A 17,233-nucleotide genomic window follows, 5' to 3' on the forward strand; every position below is an offset into this window, starting at 1 on the left:
TGAACGTCGGATGACTCGAAGACTCAGAAGGTGCCCGATTCGGCGTCCTGCTTACCTTGTCCGTGATGTTAACGGACTGCCGGTTTCAAGCCGATCGACTAAAATGGTTGGCTGACTAATGTTGGGGATAATCGACGATGTTCGAAATAATTAAGGCGGGCGGATGGGTCATGGTGCCCATCATTGCCTGTTCGATTTTGGCTTTAGCCATCATACTGGAGCGCTTCTGGACCTTGCGTGCAACCCGTATTATCCCGCCGCAGCTCGTTCCGGAAGTATGGAATCAATATCGGAAAAATCGGCTGGATACCGCCTACATTCGCAGATTGAAGGCGAACTCCCCGCTCGGCGCGGTCCTTGCCGCAGGGCTCGTGAACTATTCGCAAGGGCGCGAGGTGGTGAGGGAAAGTATCGAGCAGGCAGGACGCCAGGTGATCCACGATCTCGAACGATACTTGAACACCTTGGGCACTATCGCATCCGTGTCGCCTTACCTGGGGTTATTGGGCAGCGTCCTGGGTATGATCAAGGTCTTTTCCACGTTTTCCATGGCGAGCGGTATCGGGAATCCCACCAAACTCGCCGGCGGCATATCGGAAATCCTCATTGCCACGGCTGCCGGCCTGGCGGTTGCCATTCCGAGCCTTATTTTCTATCGATATTTTCAGGGGCGAGTGATCGACTTCGCCGTGCGCATGGAAGAGGAGGCCGTGCGATTGATCGAGACTCTTTACAGCAGTCAAGAAGAGGAATAAACGGCAATGAATTTCCGCCCGCGGCGTCGGGACTACCCCGAGCTCAACCTGATCCCGATGATCGACGTGCTCATCGTGCTGCTGATCTTCCTGGTACTGACCACGACATTCAGCCGCGAAGCAGAACTGCAAATCCGCCTGCCCGAAGCTACGGGTCAATCAACAGGTGAAGAAAAGGGCGTAGATGTCGTCATCGATACCGAAGGGCGTTATTTCGTCAATGAGCATCAGGTGGTAAACACGCAAATCGAAACCTTGAAAAAGGCGATTGTCGAAGCCGCGGGCGACAATAAGAATCCGTTGCTGGTTATCAATGCCGATCAAAAAACCACCCATCAAGCCGTAATTACCGTTTTAGACGCGGCCAGCCAGCTCGGTTTCACTCATGTGACTTTCGCCGCGAAGAGCGAGGCGGCCGAAAATCCCTAGTCGTTCGAGTCGCGTGAAAAAGCAATTGGCTGGCTGGTTTCAGCGGGAATGGTATGAAAAGCCGCGTCCAAATCCTTTCTTAATTCCGCTCGAAGCCTTATTTCGACAGGTCGTTACGTTTCGCCGCTGGTCATATCGAAACGGACTTAAACGCATAAGCCGCTTGCCGGTTCCGATAATTGTGGTCGGCAATTTGACGGTCGGCGGCACCGGCAAAACGCCTTTGGTCATTTGGCTAGCTCGGTTTCTTAAGGAGAATGGATTTAGACCTGGCGTCATCAGCCGCGGCTATGGAGCATCCCACGGACGTCGGCCGGTTCGAGTCGCCGAAGATTCCGATGTGCATGCTGTAGGTGACGAGCCTCTGCTCATTGCCCGGCGAACCGGTTGCCCGGTGTTCGTTTTCCCGAAACGCACCGAGGCCGCAAAAGCGCTGTTAGAAAGAACCGACTGTGACATTATTCTGTCGGACGATGGGTTACAGCATTATGCCCTGTATCGCGACGTAGAAATCGCTGTAGTGGACGGTGCGAGGCAATTCGGCAATGGTCACTGCCTACCCGCAGGGCCTCTGCGGGAGCCAGTCGAGCGATTGAGTTCGGTAGACTTGAGAATTTATTCGGCAGAGGCTCCGCCCGGTGAATATTTCATGTCTCTGGACGGCGGAGTGGCCGTTAATCTGCAAGAGGAACAAGTAAAAGAGCCCCTAAGATCCTTCGGTGGGCGCGCTTTTTACGCAATTGCCGGAATTGGCAATCCGCAGCGGTTTTTCAGCCATCTCCGGAGCTTCGGGTTGAAGTTCGACAGCCGCGAGTTTCCCGATCATCATCAGTATCGGGTCGAAGACTTAGGTTTTGCCGAAGGCCTCCCAATCGTGATGACCGAAAAAGACGCTATCAAATGCCGAACTTTCGGCGCTTCGAATTTATGGTATGTGCCTGTCGAAGCGACGCTACCGACCGAGTTCGGAGTAAATTTGTTAACCATATTGAAGGCTAAATGCAATGGACAGAAAACTGCTTGAGATCCTGGTCTGCCCTGTTTGCAAAGGCGAACTTCTTTTTAGGAAGGAGCAGCAGGAGTTGATTTGCAAAGCGGACAGACTCGCTTATCCGATACGCGATGACATTCCGGTGATGCTGGAAAACGAGGCACGAAAGATCAGCCTTGAAGAATACGACGCTCTTTCGTAACTGCTGCACCATGCCGTCCTTCAATATCGTCATTCCGGCACGCTACGGGTCAAGTCGGCTGCCCGGCAAGCCTCTGCTTCCTTTAGCCGGACGTCCGATGATCGTCCATGTCTGTGAACGCGCCTTAGAAGCGGGTGATAATGTCATCGTTGCCACCGACGACGAACGAATCCGTGAAGCCGTAAGCCATCTGCCGATACGTGCGCTGATGACCCGAAAGGATCATACTAGCGGTAGCGAGCGAATAGCCGAGGTGGCCGATCAATTGGGTTGGTCGGATGACGAAATCGTCGTCAATCTTCAGGGCGATGAGCCCTTAATGCGGCCGAACTTGGTGAGGATGCTTGCCATGATTCTGGCCGACCAGAGTATCGCTCAGGTCGCTACGCTCGCCACACCCATCAAAAGTCACATAGAAGTCTTCGACCCGAATGTCGTTAAGGCCGTGGTCGATAACACCGGCTACGCACTTTATTTCAGTCGGGCTCCCATCCCTTGGCATCGGGCTGGTTTTTCCTGCGACAGCAGTCTTTTGCCAGAAAACTTTCCGTATCTCCGGCATATCGGTATCTACGCGTACTCGGCCGGTTTTCTGCGGCGCTATGTAAGCTGGCCACCGTCCGAGTTGGAAGCCGTCGAAGCCCTGGAGCAACTGCGCATTTTGTGGCAGGGAGAACGTATTCTGGTCAGGGTAATCGAGGAAGCGCCTGAAGCAGGGGTTGATACCAAGGATGACCTACAGCGGGTCGACCAGCTATTGTCCATGCGTTAGTTCGATGGGGTGTTTTTCTTTCGCATGGCCGCATCACCGGGCTTGCTCGGAGGGCGCCTGTGTTTACCGGAACTCGCCCCATCATCTGAGATCAGGATTTTCTCCCGATGCAAGTCAGTGATGCACATGTATACTCACTCTTCGGCGGGCAGCTAGCGCTACGGAGGGCTTCGCCGGAATGGTTTACTGAGCTCAGTTGATCATCAAAACGCGCATCTTTTGTGCTCACAGGTCATTGAAAGAGCCTCATATATTCCATTTGATGATGCGCCCCCTTATACTAAGTCAGGAGTGGCCATCCAGCGCATGCTGGCGGGGGTCTTCATCCATTTCTTAAGATGTTTAGGAGAATGATGTGAAAAAACGTAATTTGACGAAAGCGATACTTACGGCGCTGCTGCTAGCCAGCCCGTTGGCGATGGCGGAATCAGAATACCCAGCAGCAGACTTTGAGCCGGTAGTCATTACCCAAGACGCTGATTTAATCGCCAAGCACGCTGAGGCTGCAAAGGAACGAGCAAAAACCGTACAAACCATGCAGGCGAAGCAGGATTCGAGCAGCTCGACGGCGGTATCAGCCGATCAACCCAGCTCTGGTGCTGCTGCCGCAAAAGCCGAGAATCCCTTGGCGGAAAATTATCCAATCGGCTTGATCGTTCTGGGCTTGGCTGGTTTCATCTTCTGGAGCAGCAGACAATCCGGATCTAATGTCCAGCCTGTTCAGCATGCACCTGCGCCAGTTTCGAGCGGTGCAGCGGGCGAAACCGGCGTGGCAAAGTACATGAAAACCCTTTCGGAACCTGCCAAAGCCGCTGCGGGCGAAACCGGCGTGGCTAAATACCTGAAAAATCTACCTTCAGCTGCCAAACCAGCGGCAGCCGTAACGGGGGTGGCGAAGTACCTGAAAAATCTCGAAGAGACCGCAAGATAAAACGGCTGTTATCGCCGAAAGTGATAGGTTCCTCCAAAACTTGGCTTTGGCAGGCGTTAGACGCAGAAGCTGGTTAAGTCATCTCTTATGTGCTGGCTCGAATAATCCCGCATTTTTCGATTCATCGCCGCTATCCACCGATTGTCCCGACGCATAGTCGTGAAACTGCACATGTGTTCACGGTGTCGCGCGCTGGCGATGATAGATACGAGAGAGCGACAGAGGATCGTTGACACCTATCCCGGTTCTACTTTAGAGTTAACAAATAATGCGTTTAAAGAATGCATTTATAAAGATTAAGTTAATAAGTATCTAATCAACTATAACAATTGGAGTACCTATCATGGCAAGACCATTAATACAATTGGCATTAGATTCTTTGGACGTCAACCAGACTTTGAAACTTGCTGGCCTTGCGGCGCCTTATGTGGATATCTTCGAAATCGGAACGCCCTGCATTAAGCATAATGGAGTCAGCCTGGTCAGAGAATTGAGGAAGAAATACCCGAACAAACTGATTTTGGTCGATCTCAAAACGATGGACGCCGGCGAGTACGAGGCGACGCCTTTCTATGCGGCAGGCGCCGATATCTGCACGGTTCTCGGCGTGTCCGGTCTTCCCACCATCGCCGGCGTAATCAAGGCCGCCAACGCGCACAATGCAGAAGTACAAGTCGATCTCATCAATGTACCGGACAAAATAGCATGTGCCAGAGAGTCCGCCAGGCTTGGCGCCCATATCATTGGCGTTCACACGGGTCTTGATGCGCAGGCGGCTGGGCAAACTCCGTTTGCCGACTTGCAAGCCATTGCCAGACTGAACCTGCCCGTCAGAATCTCTGTTGCCGGTGGAATCAAGCAGTCGACCGTCCAGCAGGTTGCGCGTGCAGGCGCAAACATTGTTGTTGTTGGCGCTGCAATTTACGGTGCTCCTTCGCCTGCTGATGCCGCACGTGAGATTTGCGAGCTCGCTAGCGCCGCATAAAGGGGCATCTTATGCATCAAAAAACGATCATAGAAAAGATTTCTGGCGTCTTAGGAGCCACAGATCCCACCTATGATGAAAAATTGACTCGCATGCTCGACGAGGCGTCGCGAGTGTTTGTAGCTGGTGCCGGTCGATCGGGACTAGTCGCAAGATTCTTTGCGATGCGACTGATGCACGGCGGTTATGATGCATACGTAGTTGGTGAAATTGTTACCCCGAGCATTCGAAAGGGTGATTTATTCATCGTGATCTCGGGCTCCGGAGAAACGGAGACGATGATTGCATTCACCAAACGTGCTAAGGAGCAGGGCGCAAAAATCGTTTTGCTGTCCACAAAGAACAGCTCAACGATTGGCGATATGGCGGATTTCGTGTGCCAGATTGGCACTGCGGAGCAGTATGGCAAAGTTGTAGGCATGCCAATGGGTACCACGTTCGAGTTATCGACGTTGATCTTCTTGGAAGCTACGATCGCCCACATCATTCACGAGAAGGGAATTCCGGAAGAAGAGATGAGGACAAGACACGCTAATCTGGAGTAGTGTCTTAAGGCTAAGGCCAATATGTATGTATTATGTATTGGCCTAGTCGAATGTCAGGGAATCAAATCGTTACGCGCTGTGTGTTAACACAACTGCTCGCGACCGAACAGTTGATACGCAGATAGCGAGTTTGGTCTTGTGGCCGGATTAACTTACGAAGAAAGTCCGGCCACGATGCCTGAGGGGTGCGGTACTATCGTAGTGCCCTTCAATAGACCATGAGCGAGTATTTGACGGGCCTTGTAGCTCGTTAAGATATTGCACCCTGGCAAAGCTCGTATCGAACAATGGTCTTGTGCCGAGACTGTTCGCTTTTCAGCGCCTGCACGTGCGTCAACCATGCACGCTTATATCGCTTTTCACGATGCCAGCGAAACCGATCGGATGGGCGTAGTGATAGCGCCTCACAAAAAATACTCCTCGCCGCCGATTTTCCAGACCGCCAGGTCTGTAGACTACAGATGAAGGACTCATCATCCGAGTCCGTCTCAATTTAAAGGCTCCGTTTCAGTTCCTGGCTCTGACGCACGCGCAACTTCGCGCGTAGCTGCGGCACAGATTCCGGAATAGCTAGCTCGAGCAAAGCATTGCAAATGCTTGAGGCCGGCATGCGCTTTTATCTGAAGCGCTTATTGTTTGGTTTGTCGCAGTTTTTGAGAGCATATATTCTCGGCTTGGCCCGCCTTGATGAGAAGGGATACGGGGTACTTATTTTCGCGAAGGAATTTTTTCACTTCATCGATCGTAAGGCGCTTTGATTCTTCCTGTGCTATGCATTCACACAGGTTTATGATCGGGGAATCATCGCTTGTAATGACTCTATTCGGATTTGCTTTTTCTTTTTTCACGCACATATCAGCATACTTATGCTCAAAGGCGTGATGGTCCTCTTCACTAATAACATGAGCTAACGCACTGGCTGAAAATAAGCACGTTGCAATGATTAGAGTGACGCCCATTGTGCCCGATAATTTTCGGGGTAACACACGGGTCTTAGATTCATGGATAAATGAAGGGGGCATTTTGCTTCTCCAACTTAACGAATAGAAAACACGTCCGCCCAATTGATTAATTTTTCCTCGCTGAACCATGTCAATATATAAACGACCAGTTTTGGGCATCTTTCTTGGTTGACTCAATGCAAGTGGCGCATATTGGTCTAACAAGGCAGGAAGAACGAAGATAGGGCAGATCGCTCGGATGATTATGGGCTGGCGATCCTTGAAAAACTATTGTCGAGGACTATTGCGCCGATAAGGGCGTTTGGACCCAATGGAAAAGAAAGCGATTAATTGGTCCGCGCCGTTGAGCTGAAAGGATCGCATTCCTCGAGGTCGCTTCTTGCTAGGGTGGACAACGTCGGCAATCAACGATGTCTGGCCGACGTTTTAATCGGTGTTCCACCCAAACTCTTACACGAAAATCGCGGCATCGAATAAGCGACTACTTCTTCCAGATTGTCGACGTGTTCCACATCGCCATAGAAGTTGGCCGCCCTCCGGATCTCGGATCCGGAAATATTCTCAGCCGCGTAGTTAGAGTCTCCTCTATCCCTCAAGGTAGGATAGTCGGGTCGCAAGGAGTTTTTCCAACGTTTCCAAGGCCTTGGTGAAACCGTCGATACCCTCTGACAGCTTTTCCGAAGCCATGCGATTCTCGGCATGCATCCGGTCGTAAGTCGCTTTGTCCATAGCGATTTTGTCGATCGAGGCACTAGCGGCCTTTTGCGGATCCAACTTCCGCGGCAGCTCGTCCTCGGTAGACTGTAGCTCGGACAACAGAGAGGGCGCAATGGTCAGGAGGTCACAGCCGGCCAACTCGGTAATTTCGCCGATATTCCGGAAGCTCGCGCCCATGACTTCCGTCTTGTAGCCAAACTTCTTGTAATAGTTGTAGATTTGGGTGACCGAAAGAACACCTGGATCTTCGGCGGGCGGATAAGAGTGGCGTCCGGTATCTTTCTTATACCAGTCCAGAATTCGCCCAACAAAGGGAGAAATCAACGTGACGCCCGCCTCGGCGCAGGCAATCGCCTGATGCAAGCCGAACAATAGCGTCAGGTTGCAATGAATGCCTTCCTTTTCCAGTACTCCGGCGGCTTGTATGCCTTCCCAGGTGGCAGCGATTTTGATGAGCACGCGTTCTTTTGAAATGCCCGCAGCTTCGTACTGCGCGATGATCTCGCGAGCCTTGGCTATAGTGCTCTCGGTATCATAAGAAAGTCTTGCGTCCACTTCCGTGGAAACGCGGCCTTCGATGATTTCCAGAATTTTTAGGCCAAAGGAAACGGCCAACCGATCGAAAGCGAGGGAAGCTACCTGCGATGCCTGTGCATCCTTGCCCAGAGTCTGTCTCGCCCCTTTCAGTGTGTCGTCGACGATGCCCTGATACTGAGGCATTTGGGCGGCGGCGGTAATGAGCGAGGGGTTGGTAGTCGCATCTCGGGGCTTAAAGGTTTCTATAGCCTGAATGTCGCCGGTGTCGGCCACAACCACCGTCATTTCTCGGAGTTGGTCAAGTAAATTCTTTGGCATAATCGAATCCTGCATTTCAAAGTAATATGTGTCTGGAGAGCTACGGGAACATCCCGGCTCCCGATTACTATTGCATTTGGCACTACAAGCATTTCTGACGGAACTGCTTGATCAGAAATACTCTAAGGCCTGCTACAGCAATAACCGGCTAAGGATACATGGAACCAAACCGTCTTAACAAGAACGGCAGGCTTACGTGTGCAGGTCGTTGCCAAATCGGTTGGGAGAAGACTTTCGATACACTGGCAAGTCTTGAGCGGCGCCCTGACGCATTTACGTTCTTTGGTCCAGGACGATTCTTGGATAATGCTCGGAGCAATGTTTTTGGCTCCAACAGCTGTCAATGATTGACCTCAAAGGGGGAAGAATCCATCAGCCGACGGCACGCTCGTGCGAATCTGGTGACAAAGCCGATCAGGCTGATAAAATTCCATCCCTACTTTCGTAAGCTAACCATAAAAAGTATCAAGGAGAAAAATATGCCTTCGCGTCGAGAATTAGCAAACGCCATACGCGCTTTGAGCATGGATGCTGTACAAAAAGCGAATTCCGGGCATCCGGGAGCGCCAATGGGAATGGCAGATATCGCCGAGGTGCTGTGGAACGATTATATGCGGCACAATCCGGCAAACCCGAAATGGCCGGATCGCGACCGCTTCGTTCTTTCCAACGGTCACGGTTCCATGCTCTTGTACTCGTTGCTGCATTTGACCGGTTACGACCTCCCGATCGAAGAGCTGAAAAATTTCCGTCAGCTCCACTCCAAAACACCGGGCCATCCGGAATACGGTTATGCACCGGGCGTTGAAACGACCACCGGTCCTTTGGGGCAGGGCATCACCAACGCGGTCGGCATGGCGTTGGCCGAACGTACGCTGGCAGGCCAATTCAACCGTCCCGGCCACAAAATCGTCGATCATTACACTTATGCATTCTTGGGCGATGGCTGCTTGATGGAAGGCATTTCCCACGAAGCTTGCTCGCTTGCCGGATCCATGAAGCTCGGCAAGCTGATCGCATTTTACGACGACAACAATATTTCGATCGATGGTGAAGTACGCGGCCACGGCAACACGCCAGGCTGGTTCATGGATGATACCCCGAAGCGTTTTGAAGCCTACGGCTGGCACGTCATCCCGAAAGTCGACGGTCATGACGCAGAGGCTGTGAAGAAGGCCATCGAGGAAGCACGCGCCGTTACCGACAAGCCCTCTTTGATCTGTTGCCAGACGATCATCGGTTGGGGCTCTCCCAATAAGCAGGGCAAGGAAGAATGCCACGGCGCCGCATTGGGTGCCGATGAAGTAGCTTTGGTCCGTGAGACCATCGGCTGGCCGCATCCGGCGTTCGAAATCCCGTCCGAAATTTATGAAGCGTGGGATGCGAATGAAATCGGCGCGAAGGCCGAGTCCGACTGGAACGACCGCTTCGAAAACTATCGCAGCGAGTATCCGGAATTGGCTGCTGAATTCGAGCGCCGCATGGCAGGCGAGTTGCCCCGCGACTGGGCAGAGAAGTCGGAAGCCTTCATCGCGAAAGTTAATGAGAAAGCCGAAACCATCGCGAGCCGAAAAGCGTCGCAGAACGCTCTTAACGGTTTCGGACCGCTGCTGCCCGAAATCATGGGCGGCTCTGCCGACCTTGCAGGCTCCAACCTGACCATCTGGTCCGGCTGCAAGAACGTGAATGCAGAAGGTTACGACGGCAATTACGTCTACTATGGCGTGCGTGAGTTCGGCATGTCGGCGATTATGAACGGCATCGCCTTACACGGCGGTTTTAAACCTTACGGCGGGACCTTCCTGATGTTTTCCGAATACGCACGCAACGCGCTGCGTATGTCGGCCCTCATGAAGGCATCGGTGATTTATGTCTACACCCACGACTCCATCGGTCTGGGCGAAGATGGTCCGACACATCAACCGATCGAACAAACTGCCACGCTGCGCATGATTCCAAACATGCAGGTCTGGCGTCCGTGCGACTCGGTGGAAACGGCGGTGGCTTGGAAAACCGCAATTGAGCGCAAGGATGGTCCTTCATGCCTGATCTTCTCGCGGCAGAACCTGCCTCACGTGTCTCGCACTCCGGCGCAGATCGACGCCATCCGGCGCGGCGGTTACGTCGTTCGCGACTCTGATGGGACGCCGGATGCGATCATCATCGCCACGGGCTCGGAAGTCGAGCTGGCGTTGAAGGCGGCGGAGGAGCTTTCAGGCAAGGGTAAGAAAATTCGCGTGGTTTCCATGGTTTCGACCAATGTGTTCGACGGTCAAGATGCCGCATACCGCGAGTCGGTATTACCGTCTGCCGTTACCAAGCGCGTCGTCGTCGAGGCGGGTGTTAGTGATGGCTGGTTCAAGTACGTAGGACTCAATGGCAAAATCGTGGGCTTGGACCGCTTCGGCGAATCCGCACCGGCCGGCCTACTATTCAAGGAGTTCGGCTTTACCGTCGAAAATGTTGTCAAACAGGTGGAGTCGATTCTCTAGGATTGATTTTCTAGAGATTTGAGAAAGGGCCTAACTGGCGACGATTTTCAACGGATGCTCCCCTTCGGGCGGACGGTTGCCGAAAGGGAGCATACGCCATCCGGCAGTGCTCGGTTCAAGCAAGTCGCTTGGACGAAATCGTCGGTTGGCTGAATTTCGTCGCTAAGTTGGCGATCAGGAGGCGAGAGGAGTCGATCGATGGCTATCATTTCCTTAAGACAATTGTTGGATCACGCCGCCGAGCACAACTACGGTCTGCCGGCGTTCAATGTCAATAACATGGAGCAGGTCAAGGCCATCATGGAAGCCGCTTCCGCAGTCGACGCTCCGGTGATTCTGCAAGGATCCGCCGGCGCGCGTAGCTATGCGGGCGAGCCGTTTCTGCGCCATCTCGTTCTCGCCGCGGCGGAAATGTACCCGCATATTCCGATCTGCATGCACCAGGATCACGGTGCTTCGCCAGCCGTGTGCATTCGTGCCATTCAGTCCGGGTTCAGTTCGGTGATGATGGATGGTTCCTTGCTGGAAGACATGAAAACGCCTTCCAGCTATGAATACAACGTCGAAACCACCCGCAAGGTCGCCGATATGGCGCATGCGTGCGGCGTTTCCGTCGAGGGTGAATTGGGCTGCCTAGGCTCGTTGGAAACGGGAAAAGCGGGCGAGGAAGATGGCCACGGTGCAGTAGGCGAGTTGGATCATTCTCAGCTGCTGACGGACCCCGACGAAGCTGCCGATTTCGTCAAGAAAACCAAGGTCGACGCCTTGGCCATTGCCATTGGTACGAGCCACGGCGCTTACAAATTTACTCAGAAGCCGACCGGCAAAGTGCTACGCATCGACCGCGTCAAAGAAATCCACGCCAGGATTCCAAACGTCCACTTGGTCATGCACGGCTCCTCCTCGGTACCGGAAGACTGGGCGGCGATGATCAATAACTACGGCGGCGATATCGGCCAGACCTATGGTGTGCCGGTCGAGGAAATCGTAGAAGGTATTCGTCATGGCGTACGCAAGGTGAATATCGATACCGATCTTCGTATCGCGTCGTACGGCGCTATGCGCAAGTACATGGTCGAGGACAAAAAGAACTTCGATCCGCGCAAAGTCTACAAGGAAGCGCAAAAAGCTATGACCAGCATTTGTGCAGCCCGTTACGAAGCATTCGGTGCTGCTGGCCAGGCTTCGAAGATCAAAGTCATCAGTTTGGAAGAGATGAACAAGCGGTACAGCAAGGGAGAATTGGATCCGGTCGTCACTTAGACCGTGTTCAAAGCCCTTATTTTCGACGTGGATGGCACACTGGTGGATACCGAACGCCAAGGTCACCGCGTCGCATTCAATCGAGCTTTCGCCGAAGCTCGTTTGAATTGGGTTTGGGACGAAGCCCTGTATGGCGAGTTATTGACTGTTGCTGGCGGCAAGGAGCGCATCCGCCATTTCATAGCCAGTTATCACCCTGAGATCCCCTGCGGCGAGGGCGAACTAAGCCAATTCATCGAGAACCTGCACGCCACGAAGACGCGCCATTATATCGACCTGCTGAACAGGGAAGGAATTCCGGCTAGGCCGGGTATCATTCGCTTGATCAAGGAAGCCAGGGCCGCAGGATTACGGCTGGCTATCGCGACGACCGCGTCTGCGGAAAACGTCGAAGCCTTGCTGGCGGCGTCTCTCGATACCGACGCACCGGATTGGTTCGAAGTGATCGCTGCAGGCGATATCGTTTCGAACAAGAAACCGGCATCCGATATCTATGAGTACGTGCTGACGAAATTAGGCTTGAAGGCTGAGGATTGCCTTGCATTTGAGGATTCGGAAAACGGCTTGCGAGCGTCGCTCGGAGCTGGCATTCCGACTCTGATTACCGTCAACGACTACACCTCCGGTCAGGATTTTACCGGGGCAGTACTGGTAATAGATCACCTCGGAGAGCCGGAACAGCCTTTGACGTGCCTGAGCGAAGCTCCTTCGGAAGCGTTCAGTCTGGTCGATATTGACGTTCTCAGGCGATTATTTGAACGCTGGACTCGCGAAAAACCATAAAGCAACAATAAACTCGCGGTTCCTTGAGGAGTCCTCCATGTCGAAAAAGCACCCTGTCATTGCCATCACCGGCTCGTCCGGTGCGGGTACGACAACTGTAAAGAAGTCTTTTGAGCACATTTTTTTTCGGCTGGGATTAAAGCCTCTCATGATTGAGGGTGATAGCTTTTATCGATACACCCTCCTCGAAATGCATGAACGAATTACCCAGGCGCAGCAAGAAGGAAAATACTTCAGTCATTTCTCGATTGAGGCCAATATCCTGGACGAGCTGGAAAGGACCTTCAAGATATATGGGGAAACCGGCTCGGCTAAGCGTCGGTACTATATTGGCAGCGAGGAAGAGGGGAAAAAGCACGGCGGCTACCAAGTTGGGACTTTCACACCATGGGAGAAAGCACCTCGTGGGAGCGACCTGATGTTCTACGAGGGGTTACACGGCGCGGTCAAGACCGAGACCCTCGATGTCGCGAAATATACCGATCTGCTCGTCGGCGTCGTTCCCATCGTCAATTTGGAATGGATTCAGAAAATCCATCGGGATAACTCTCTGTTTGGCTACAATCCGGAAGACATCACCGATACCATCCTCAGGCGGATGGAGGATTACGTGAAGGTGATTACGCCGCAGTTTTCTCGTACCGATATCAATTTTCAGCGAGTTCCCTTGGTGGATACTTCAAATCCCTTCATCGCGCGCGATATTCCGACGCCGGATGAAAGCGTTGTGATCATCCGCTTCAGAGATCCAACGAAGTTCGACATCGATTTCGAGTATCTGCTGCAGATGATTCATAAGTCCTTCATGTCCCGACACAATTCTATCGTTATTCCCGGGGGGAAAATGGGCCTGGCGATGGAAATCATATTCCGGCCGATCATGGAGCGTCTGATGGACGAGCGTAAAAAAGCGTAAAGGCTGCTGGAATCTTTCTGGATTTATGTAGCATTGGTATGGCGGACGCTACACGTTAAGGTTTCCATGAATAGGTCTACTTGTCGGTAAGGGGTTACCGACCTACGGCGGCTTTCTCCGGTCTACATGTTTGGCGTGCGTCACGCCGCAGCTGCGATGAAAAACAACTCAATAGGAAAATAAAGCAAGCCGACGGAAGACTGATAGTCCGCGGTCTCGGTTCAACTGTCGGCGCTTCTTCGACCTTGGCTGACGGCAGTCGTCACGACCTGATAAGCATCCTTGATCACTTTCTGCTTTTGCAGTTCGGAATTCAATTCGGCGTCGATATCGGTATTGAGCTGTTTCATGATCGTTTTGGCTATCTCGTCCTTGACAGATTCGAAATAGGTCAGCAAATCCTCTTCCAATTCCTCGAAATAGTTTTTTATGCCGCGGCGCGCGAATTTGTTGATTTGACGTTGTTGCTTGCGTGTGTAATCGAGCAAGCCGATCTTATAGCACTCGAGGGCACGATCGATTTCGTCGGATTGACCTGCAGTCACGGGCGATATCGGCTGGGTTTCCGTAAGGGCTCGGTAAATGCTCGTCAGTTTGTCCACCCCTAAAGCCAGCATTTGCTTGACACCCGCGTCAGGTCCGAGCAGGCGCGCGCTCTTTGCGATTTCCAGGGCGCGGTCGGCATTCTTCTGAACTAATTCCACGATGTCTTCTTTGTTCTGGACGGACTCGTCTGCCTCCTTAGCCATAATGGTACGTCCGAGTTCGTCGATGACACCGCCGTACTCGAACAGGAACACGTCACACATACCCTTCAGCCGGTTAACCATATCGCGGCCGCTCAAACGGTCACTTAGAACCGTAAGCACCTCATCCGGCAGCGCCTCGTTGGAAGAAATCCCGTCTAGCAGGCGCAAGAGATAACGGCGTACGATCTGCTCCTCCAAGAGGTGTTGCAACTGACTGCGGAATGTATGCTGAATGTGAAGGTTTTCCTCGATTTTATGCGGCAGTCGGCTGACGACGCTATGCAGATCCAGGCCTTTGAGCAGTTCGTTCTTGAGCGCTTTGCGATCCAAGGTGTCGATGGCGTTGACGATTTGTTCGCCCAGTTGCTCTCGGTCTTCATCACGCCAGAATACAAATTCCGGCAGTACCTCGGTACGCAGTACCTTGATGTGTTCCTCCACGGTGGTACGAAGGTGCCGCAGGACTTCGTCCTGGCGGCGCGATAATTCGCCGGCGATAAAGGTGCTTTTCATACTGTCATCGCTTTTGTTTTTGTAGTTTTGATACAGCGGTTCCAAGCGTTCCCGCAGTCGCTTGGCCAGATCGACATATTCGCTGCGCGCTTCGTCCAGGAATTCGGCTTTGGCGGTGTGAGCTAAATACTCGAACAGACTGCTGCGGAATGCGGCGAAATTCTTGGCTTCGTCCAGCGACTTGATAAAACCTTCAGCCTCGTTTCGTTCAGGTATTTTGCCGATGGCTTTCTGAAGAGCATCTACATGTTCGCGGATACTGCCGCTCTTTTCCAGCCGGCCTTCCTGAATCAGTTTCAGCAGCAGGTAATTAAGCGCCGATACCCGAAACACACGGTCCTTGGCGATATGAAACCCGTAATGATCGATTTTTTGCGCGAAGTTCGCCAACTCTTCCTTTTTCTGCTGACTGCTCAGCACGTCCCACTGATTGATCGCCCAAAAGGCGCGCTGCAGCACGCGCTTGCGTTGGCTGTGGATTTCGGCCAACAGCTCGATCTCTTCGCCTTCCAGCAGGTGAAACACCTTCATGGCGATGACGAACGCCTTGGCGTCGTTTTCGACGTACGATTTGGTCACCTTGCGGTGGCGAGGATTGACCACGCCTAATCCGGGCAAGTCGACGAGAACGACGTTTTCGGGGATGCTGACATCGGTGAGGAAGACTTCTGCCTGATCTACGAACAGCACGTCCTCGTAATCTTCGGTGACATAGCTCGGCAACTCCGCCAGAGCGATTTCTTTGACCGATCCGTTGAGTTTATTCCAGCCTTCGATCAAGGTTTTCAACTCATCGAAGAATTTTTGCTTGTTGAACGAGCCGAATTGGTTTTTGTACTGTTCGATATCCTTTGCCAATGTGCCCAGCAATTCGCCTTTGCTCAGCTTTCGGTAAGTATCGCTGCTCTTGCGCAACTCCTTGGACAACTCTTCGAGATACAGGTTTTTCAGCTCGTCTCGGGCGCTTTCGTTGAGGTAATGGATAACGGCCCGATTAGCGCGCCCTTTACGGATCAGCGTGGGAATGGCGGTGAAAGACTTGGTTGCCTGGGGCAAGATATCGTCGCCCAGCACGGCGTTGATGATGGTGCTCTTGCCGGCCGAGAATGCACCCAGAAACGCCACCGGAAATTCCGGCGATTTGAGCCGTTCCAACCAAGTGCGCTTGCGGTTGACATAATATTTGAAATCGTCGGTGACTCCTAAATATGGCGCGGCGGCGTCGTAGGCTTCGAACAGGCGTGTGAATGCTTTGACGTAATTGCTGTAATCCGACTCTTTCATCCGTAGGTTTCCTGATTATTTTTAGGTGCCAGCGATATTTTAGGTTTAAGCTGCCGACAGTGGTAAAGGCCGAGCCATAAGACCATGGTCAATTAACGGAATATATTACCATTTATGTTACGCAGACCTTAGCGGCTAAAATCGATCGACTTGCCGCCGCAACGCATTCCGGGAATTTCCGTAAGGTCGTTCCAATGACGGACAAAAAACCCCTGCCTACCACAAGAAGGCGGCTCCAAACGGCGGACGACGAGTTCGGCGTACGGCTTTCCGGATCAACGGACCTGGATCGTGGTCGAAGACGGTTTCAGTGAGAGCATGATTGCATGAGGAAATTCATGGTAAGACGTCTACGCCGGTTTTTCTTAGGAATGCTTCTGATCGGCATATCACCGACATGGGCCGAAGCGGAAACTCTGCGCACCCAGCTGGAAACGTTAGCGGCCGAACACGGATTTGTCGTGCAAGGGCTCGATCGCCTAGGACCCGAATCTGCGCGAAATGCGGCGGGCGACCTGCCGACCCGGCTCAGGATGCTTCTCGAAGATTACAACTACGTCCTCATGAGTGATCGGCCCGGAGCGGTTGACCGGCTGTTGATCACCAGCGCGAAAATGCCGGCGCAAACGCGCGCCTTTAACGCCACCATCAAAACGACGCGGCTCGGCCCCCATCATCAGGTCGAAACGGTGTTGGTAGGACCAAACGGCGTGGCTTTTCCGGTTACTTTGATCGTCGACACCGGAGCCTCGACGCTTGCTTTGCCGGAATCGATGGCAAGCGAACTGGGTTTCGTTCCCGAAGCCCTTCAGCCGGGAGTCAGTCATACCGCGAACGATATTGTGCCGATTAAAGCCGGTATCCTAGAATCGGTTCGGGTGGGACCCGTTTCGGCTGCAGCCGTGCCGGTCGCTTTTTTTCCGGACGACCGTCTCCGCGGTGCGAAGCTTTTGGGAATGAGCTTTTTGAGCCGTTTCCGCGTGACTTTGGACGAAGCAGAGAATGAACTGATTCTGCTTGCGAAATGACCTCTCTTACGCAGGGTATGGAAGACGTCCCGAGATCCAGCCGAACGGCGGTACGAATTAC

16 protein-coding genes are annotated in these 17,233 nt (G+C 52.9%); 13 read left to right on the plus strand and 3 right to left on the minus strand.

The window, feature by feature from the left end:
- The first annotated feature begins 137 nt into the window (after window positions 1–137).
- From B2A78_RS16195 to hxlB, 8 genes are all read left to right on the plus strand, one after another.
- Entirely contained in the window at window positions 138–755 is a 618-nt protein-coding gene (locus B2A78_RS16195) for a MotA/TolQ/ExbB proton channel family protein (RefSeq protein ID WP_077731046.1), read from the plus strand.
- A gap of 6 nt (window positions 756–761) precedes the next feature.
- Window positions 762–1,184 carry a biopolymer transporter ExbD gene (locus B2A78_RS16200; RefSeq protein WP_077731047.1) on the plus strand — a complete coding sequence of 141 codons (423 nt, stop codon included), beginning with the start codon at window positions 762–764 and terminating at the stop codon, window positions 1,182–1,184.
- Between the two features lie 13 nt (window positions 1,185–1,197).
- Window positions 1,198–2,208 carry a tetraacyldisaccharide 4'-kinase gene (gene lpxK / locus B2A78_RS16205; RefSeq protein WP_077731048.1) on the plus strand — a complete coding sequence of 337 codons (1,011 nt, stop codon included), beginning with the start codon at window positions 1,198–1,200 and terminating at the stop codon, window positions 2,206–2,208.
- Window positions 2,189–2,377 (plus strand): Trm112 family protein, encoded by a 189-nt coding sequence (locus tag B2A78_RS16210; RefSeq protein ID WP_077731049.1) that lies wholly within the window; start codon window positions 2,189–2,191, stop codon window positions 2,375–2,377. The genes lpxK and B2A78_RS16210 overlap by 20 nt, the downstream gene beginning before the upstream one ends.
- Window positions 2,378–2,387: 10 nt before the next feature.
- Complete coding sequence (kdsB, locus tag B2A78_RS16215; RefSeq protein ID WP_077731050.1) at window positions 2,388–3,149, plus strand: 3-deoxy-manno-octulosonate cytidylyltransferase; 762 nt, start codon at window positions 2,388–2,390, stop codon at window positions 3,147–3,149.
- A gap of 355 nt (window positions 3,150–3,504) precedes the next feature.
- Window positions 3,505–4,080, plus strand: a complete 576-nt coding sequence (locus tag B2A78_RS16220) for a hypothetical protein (RefSeq protein WP_077731051.1) — start codon at window positions 3,505–3,507, stop codon at window positions 4,078–4,080.
- Between the two features lie 343 nt (window positions 4,081–4,423).
- Complete coding sequence (hxlA, locus tag B2A78_RS16225; protein WP_077731052.1) at window positions 4,424–5,065, plus strand: 3-hexulose-6-phosphate synthase; 642 nt, start codon at window positions 4,424–4,426, stop codon at window positions 5,063–5,065.
- 11 nt (window positions 5,066–5,076) lie between these two features.
- On the plus strand, window positions 5,077–5,610 hold the full coding sequence (gene hxlB / locus B2A78_RS16230) for a 6-phospho-3-hexuloisomerase (RefSeq protein ID WP_077731053.1): 534 nt from the start codon (window positions 5,077–5,079) through the stop codon (window positions 5,608–5,610).
- A gap of 629 nt (window positions 5,611–6,239) precedes the next feature.
- On the opposite strand, the gene B2A78_RS25725 is transcribed toward hxlB, so the two are convergent.
- Together B2A78_RS25725 and B2A78_RS16235 are read right to left on the minus strand one after the other, a co-directional pair.
- Window positions 6,240–6,731: a hypothetical protein gene (locus tag B2A78_RS25725; RefSeq protein ID WP_168175453.1), complete on the minus strand. Its 492-nt coding sequence runs from the start codon at window positions 6,729–6,731 to the stop codon at window positions 6,240–6,242.
- Window positions 6,732–7,157: 426 nt separating this feature from the next.
- Window positions 7,158–8,144 carry a transaldolase gene (locus tag B2A78_RS16235; RefSeq protein ID WP_077731067.1) on the minus strand — a complete coding sequence of 329 codons (987 nt, stop codon included), beginning with the start codon at window positions 8,142–8,144 and terminating at the stop codon, window positions 7,158–7,160.
- A 464-nt stretch (window positions 8,145–8,608) separates the two neighbouring features.
- Between B2A78_RS16235 and tkt the strand changes: the two genes are divergently transcribed.
- From tkt to B2A78_RS16255, 4 genes are all read left to right on the plus strand, one after another.
- A complete protein-coding gene (tkt, locus tag B2A78_RS16240) occupies window positions 8,609–10,636 on the plus strand; it encodes a transketolase (protein WP_276205402.1) in 2,028 nt (675 codons plus the stop codon).
- A 198-nt stretch (window positions 10,637–10,834) separates the two neighbouring features.
- Complete coding sequence (fba, locus tag B2A78_RS16245) at window positions 10,835–11,899, plus strand: class II fructose-bisphosphate aldolase (protein WP_077731055.1); 1,065 nt, start codon at window positions 10,835–10,837, stop codon at window positions 11,897–11,899.
- Between the two features lie 3 nt (window positions 11,900–11,902).
- Complete coding sequence (locus tag B2A78_RS16250; protein ID WP_077731056.1) at window positions 11,903–12,682, plus strand: HAD-IA family hydrolase; 780 nt, start codon at window positions 11,903–11,905, stop codon at window positions 12,680–12,682.
- 37 nt (window positions 12,683–12,719) lie between these two features.
- Window positions 12,720–13,598 (plus strand): phosphoribulokinase, encoded by an 879-nt coding sequence (locus B2A78_RS16255; RefSeq protein WP_077731057.1) that lies wholly within the window; start codon window positions 12,720–12,722, stop codon window positions 13,596–13,598.
- Between the two features lie 221 nt (window positions 13,599–13,819).
- Here the strand turns inward: B2A78_RS16255 and B2A78_RS16260 are convergent, their stop codons facing one another.
- A complete protein-coding gene (locus B2A78_RS16260; RefSeq protein ID WP_077731058.1) occupies window positions 13,820–16,144 on the minus strand; it encodes a dynamin family protein in 2,325 nt (774 codons plus the stop codon).
- 338 nt (window positions 16,145–16,482) lie between these two features.
- Between B2A78_RS16260 and B2A78_RS16265 the strand changes: the two genes are divergently transcribed.
- A complete protein-coding gene (locus B2A78_RS16265) occupies window positions 16,483–17,172 on the plus strand; it encodes a retropepsin-like aspartic protease (RefSeq protein WP_077731059.1) in 690 nt (229 codons plus the stop codon).
- Window positions 17,173–17,233: the final 61 nt, after the last annotated feature.

Origin of the sequence: Methylocaldum sp. 14B, from assembly GCF_002005105.1 — a bacterium.
Classification (GTDB): Bacteria; Pseudomonadota; Gammaproteobacteria; order Methylococcales; family Methylococcaceae; genus Methylocaldum.

Coding starts and splice junctions, on each gene's coding strand:
- B2A78_RS16235 (WP_077731067.1), bottom strand. CDS start 8,144: ATGCCAAAGAATTTACTTGACCAACTCCGAGAAATGACGGTGGTTGTG.
- hxlA (WP_077731052.1), top strand. CDS start 4,424: ATGGCAAGACCATTAATACAATTGGCATTAGATTCTTTGGACGTCAAC.
- B2A78_RS16255 (WP_077731057.1), top strand. CDS start 12,720: ATGTCGAAAAAGCACCCTGTCATTGCCATCACCGGCTCGTCCGGTGCG.
- hxlB (WP_077731053.1), top strand. CDS start 5,077: ATGCATCAAAAAACGATCATAGAAAAGATTTCTGGCGTCTTAGGAGCC.
- B2A78_RS25725 (WP_168175453.1), bottom strand. CDS start 6,731: ATGCCCAAAACTGGTCGTTTATATATTGACATGGTTCAGCGAGGAAAA.
- fba (WP_077731055.1), top strand. CDS start 10,835: ATGGCTATCATTTCCTTAAGACAATTGTTGGATCACGCCGCCGAGCAC.
- kdsB (WP_077731050.1), top strand. CDS start 2,388: ATGCCGTCCTTCAATATCGTCATTCCGGCACGCTACGGGTCAAGTCGG.
- B2A78_RS16210 (WP_077731049.1), top strand. CDS start 2,189: ATGGACAGAAAACTGCTTGAGATCCTGGTCTGCCCTGTTTGCAAAGGC.
- B2A78_RS16195 (WP_077731046.1), top strand. CDS start 138: ATGTTCGAAATAATTAAGGCGGGCGGATGGGTCATGGTGCCCATCATT.
- B2A78_RS16200 (WP_077731047.1), top strand. CDS start 762: ATGAATTTCCGCCCGCGGCGTCGGGACTACCCCGAGCTCAACCTGATC.
- B2A78_RS16265 (WP_077731059.1), top strand. CDS start 16,483: ATGGTAAGACGTCTACGCCGGTTTTTCTTAGGAATGCTTCTGATCGGC.
- B2A78_RS16260 (WP_077731058.1), bottom strand. CDS start 16,144: ATGAAAGAGTCGGATTACAGCAATTACGTCAAAGCATTCACACGCCTG.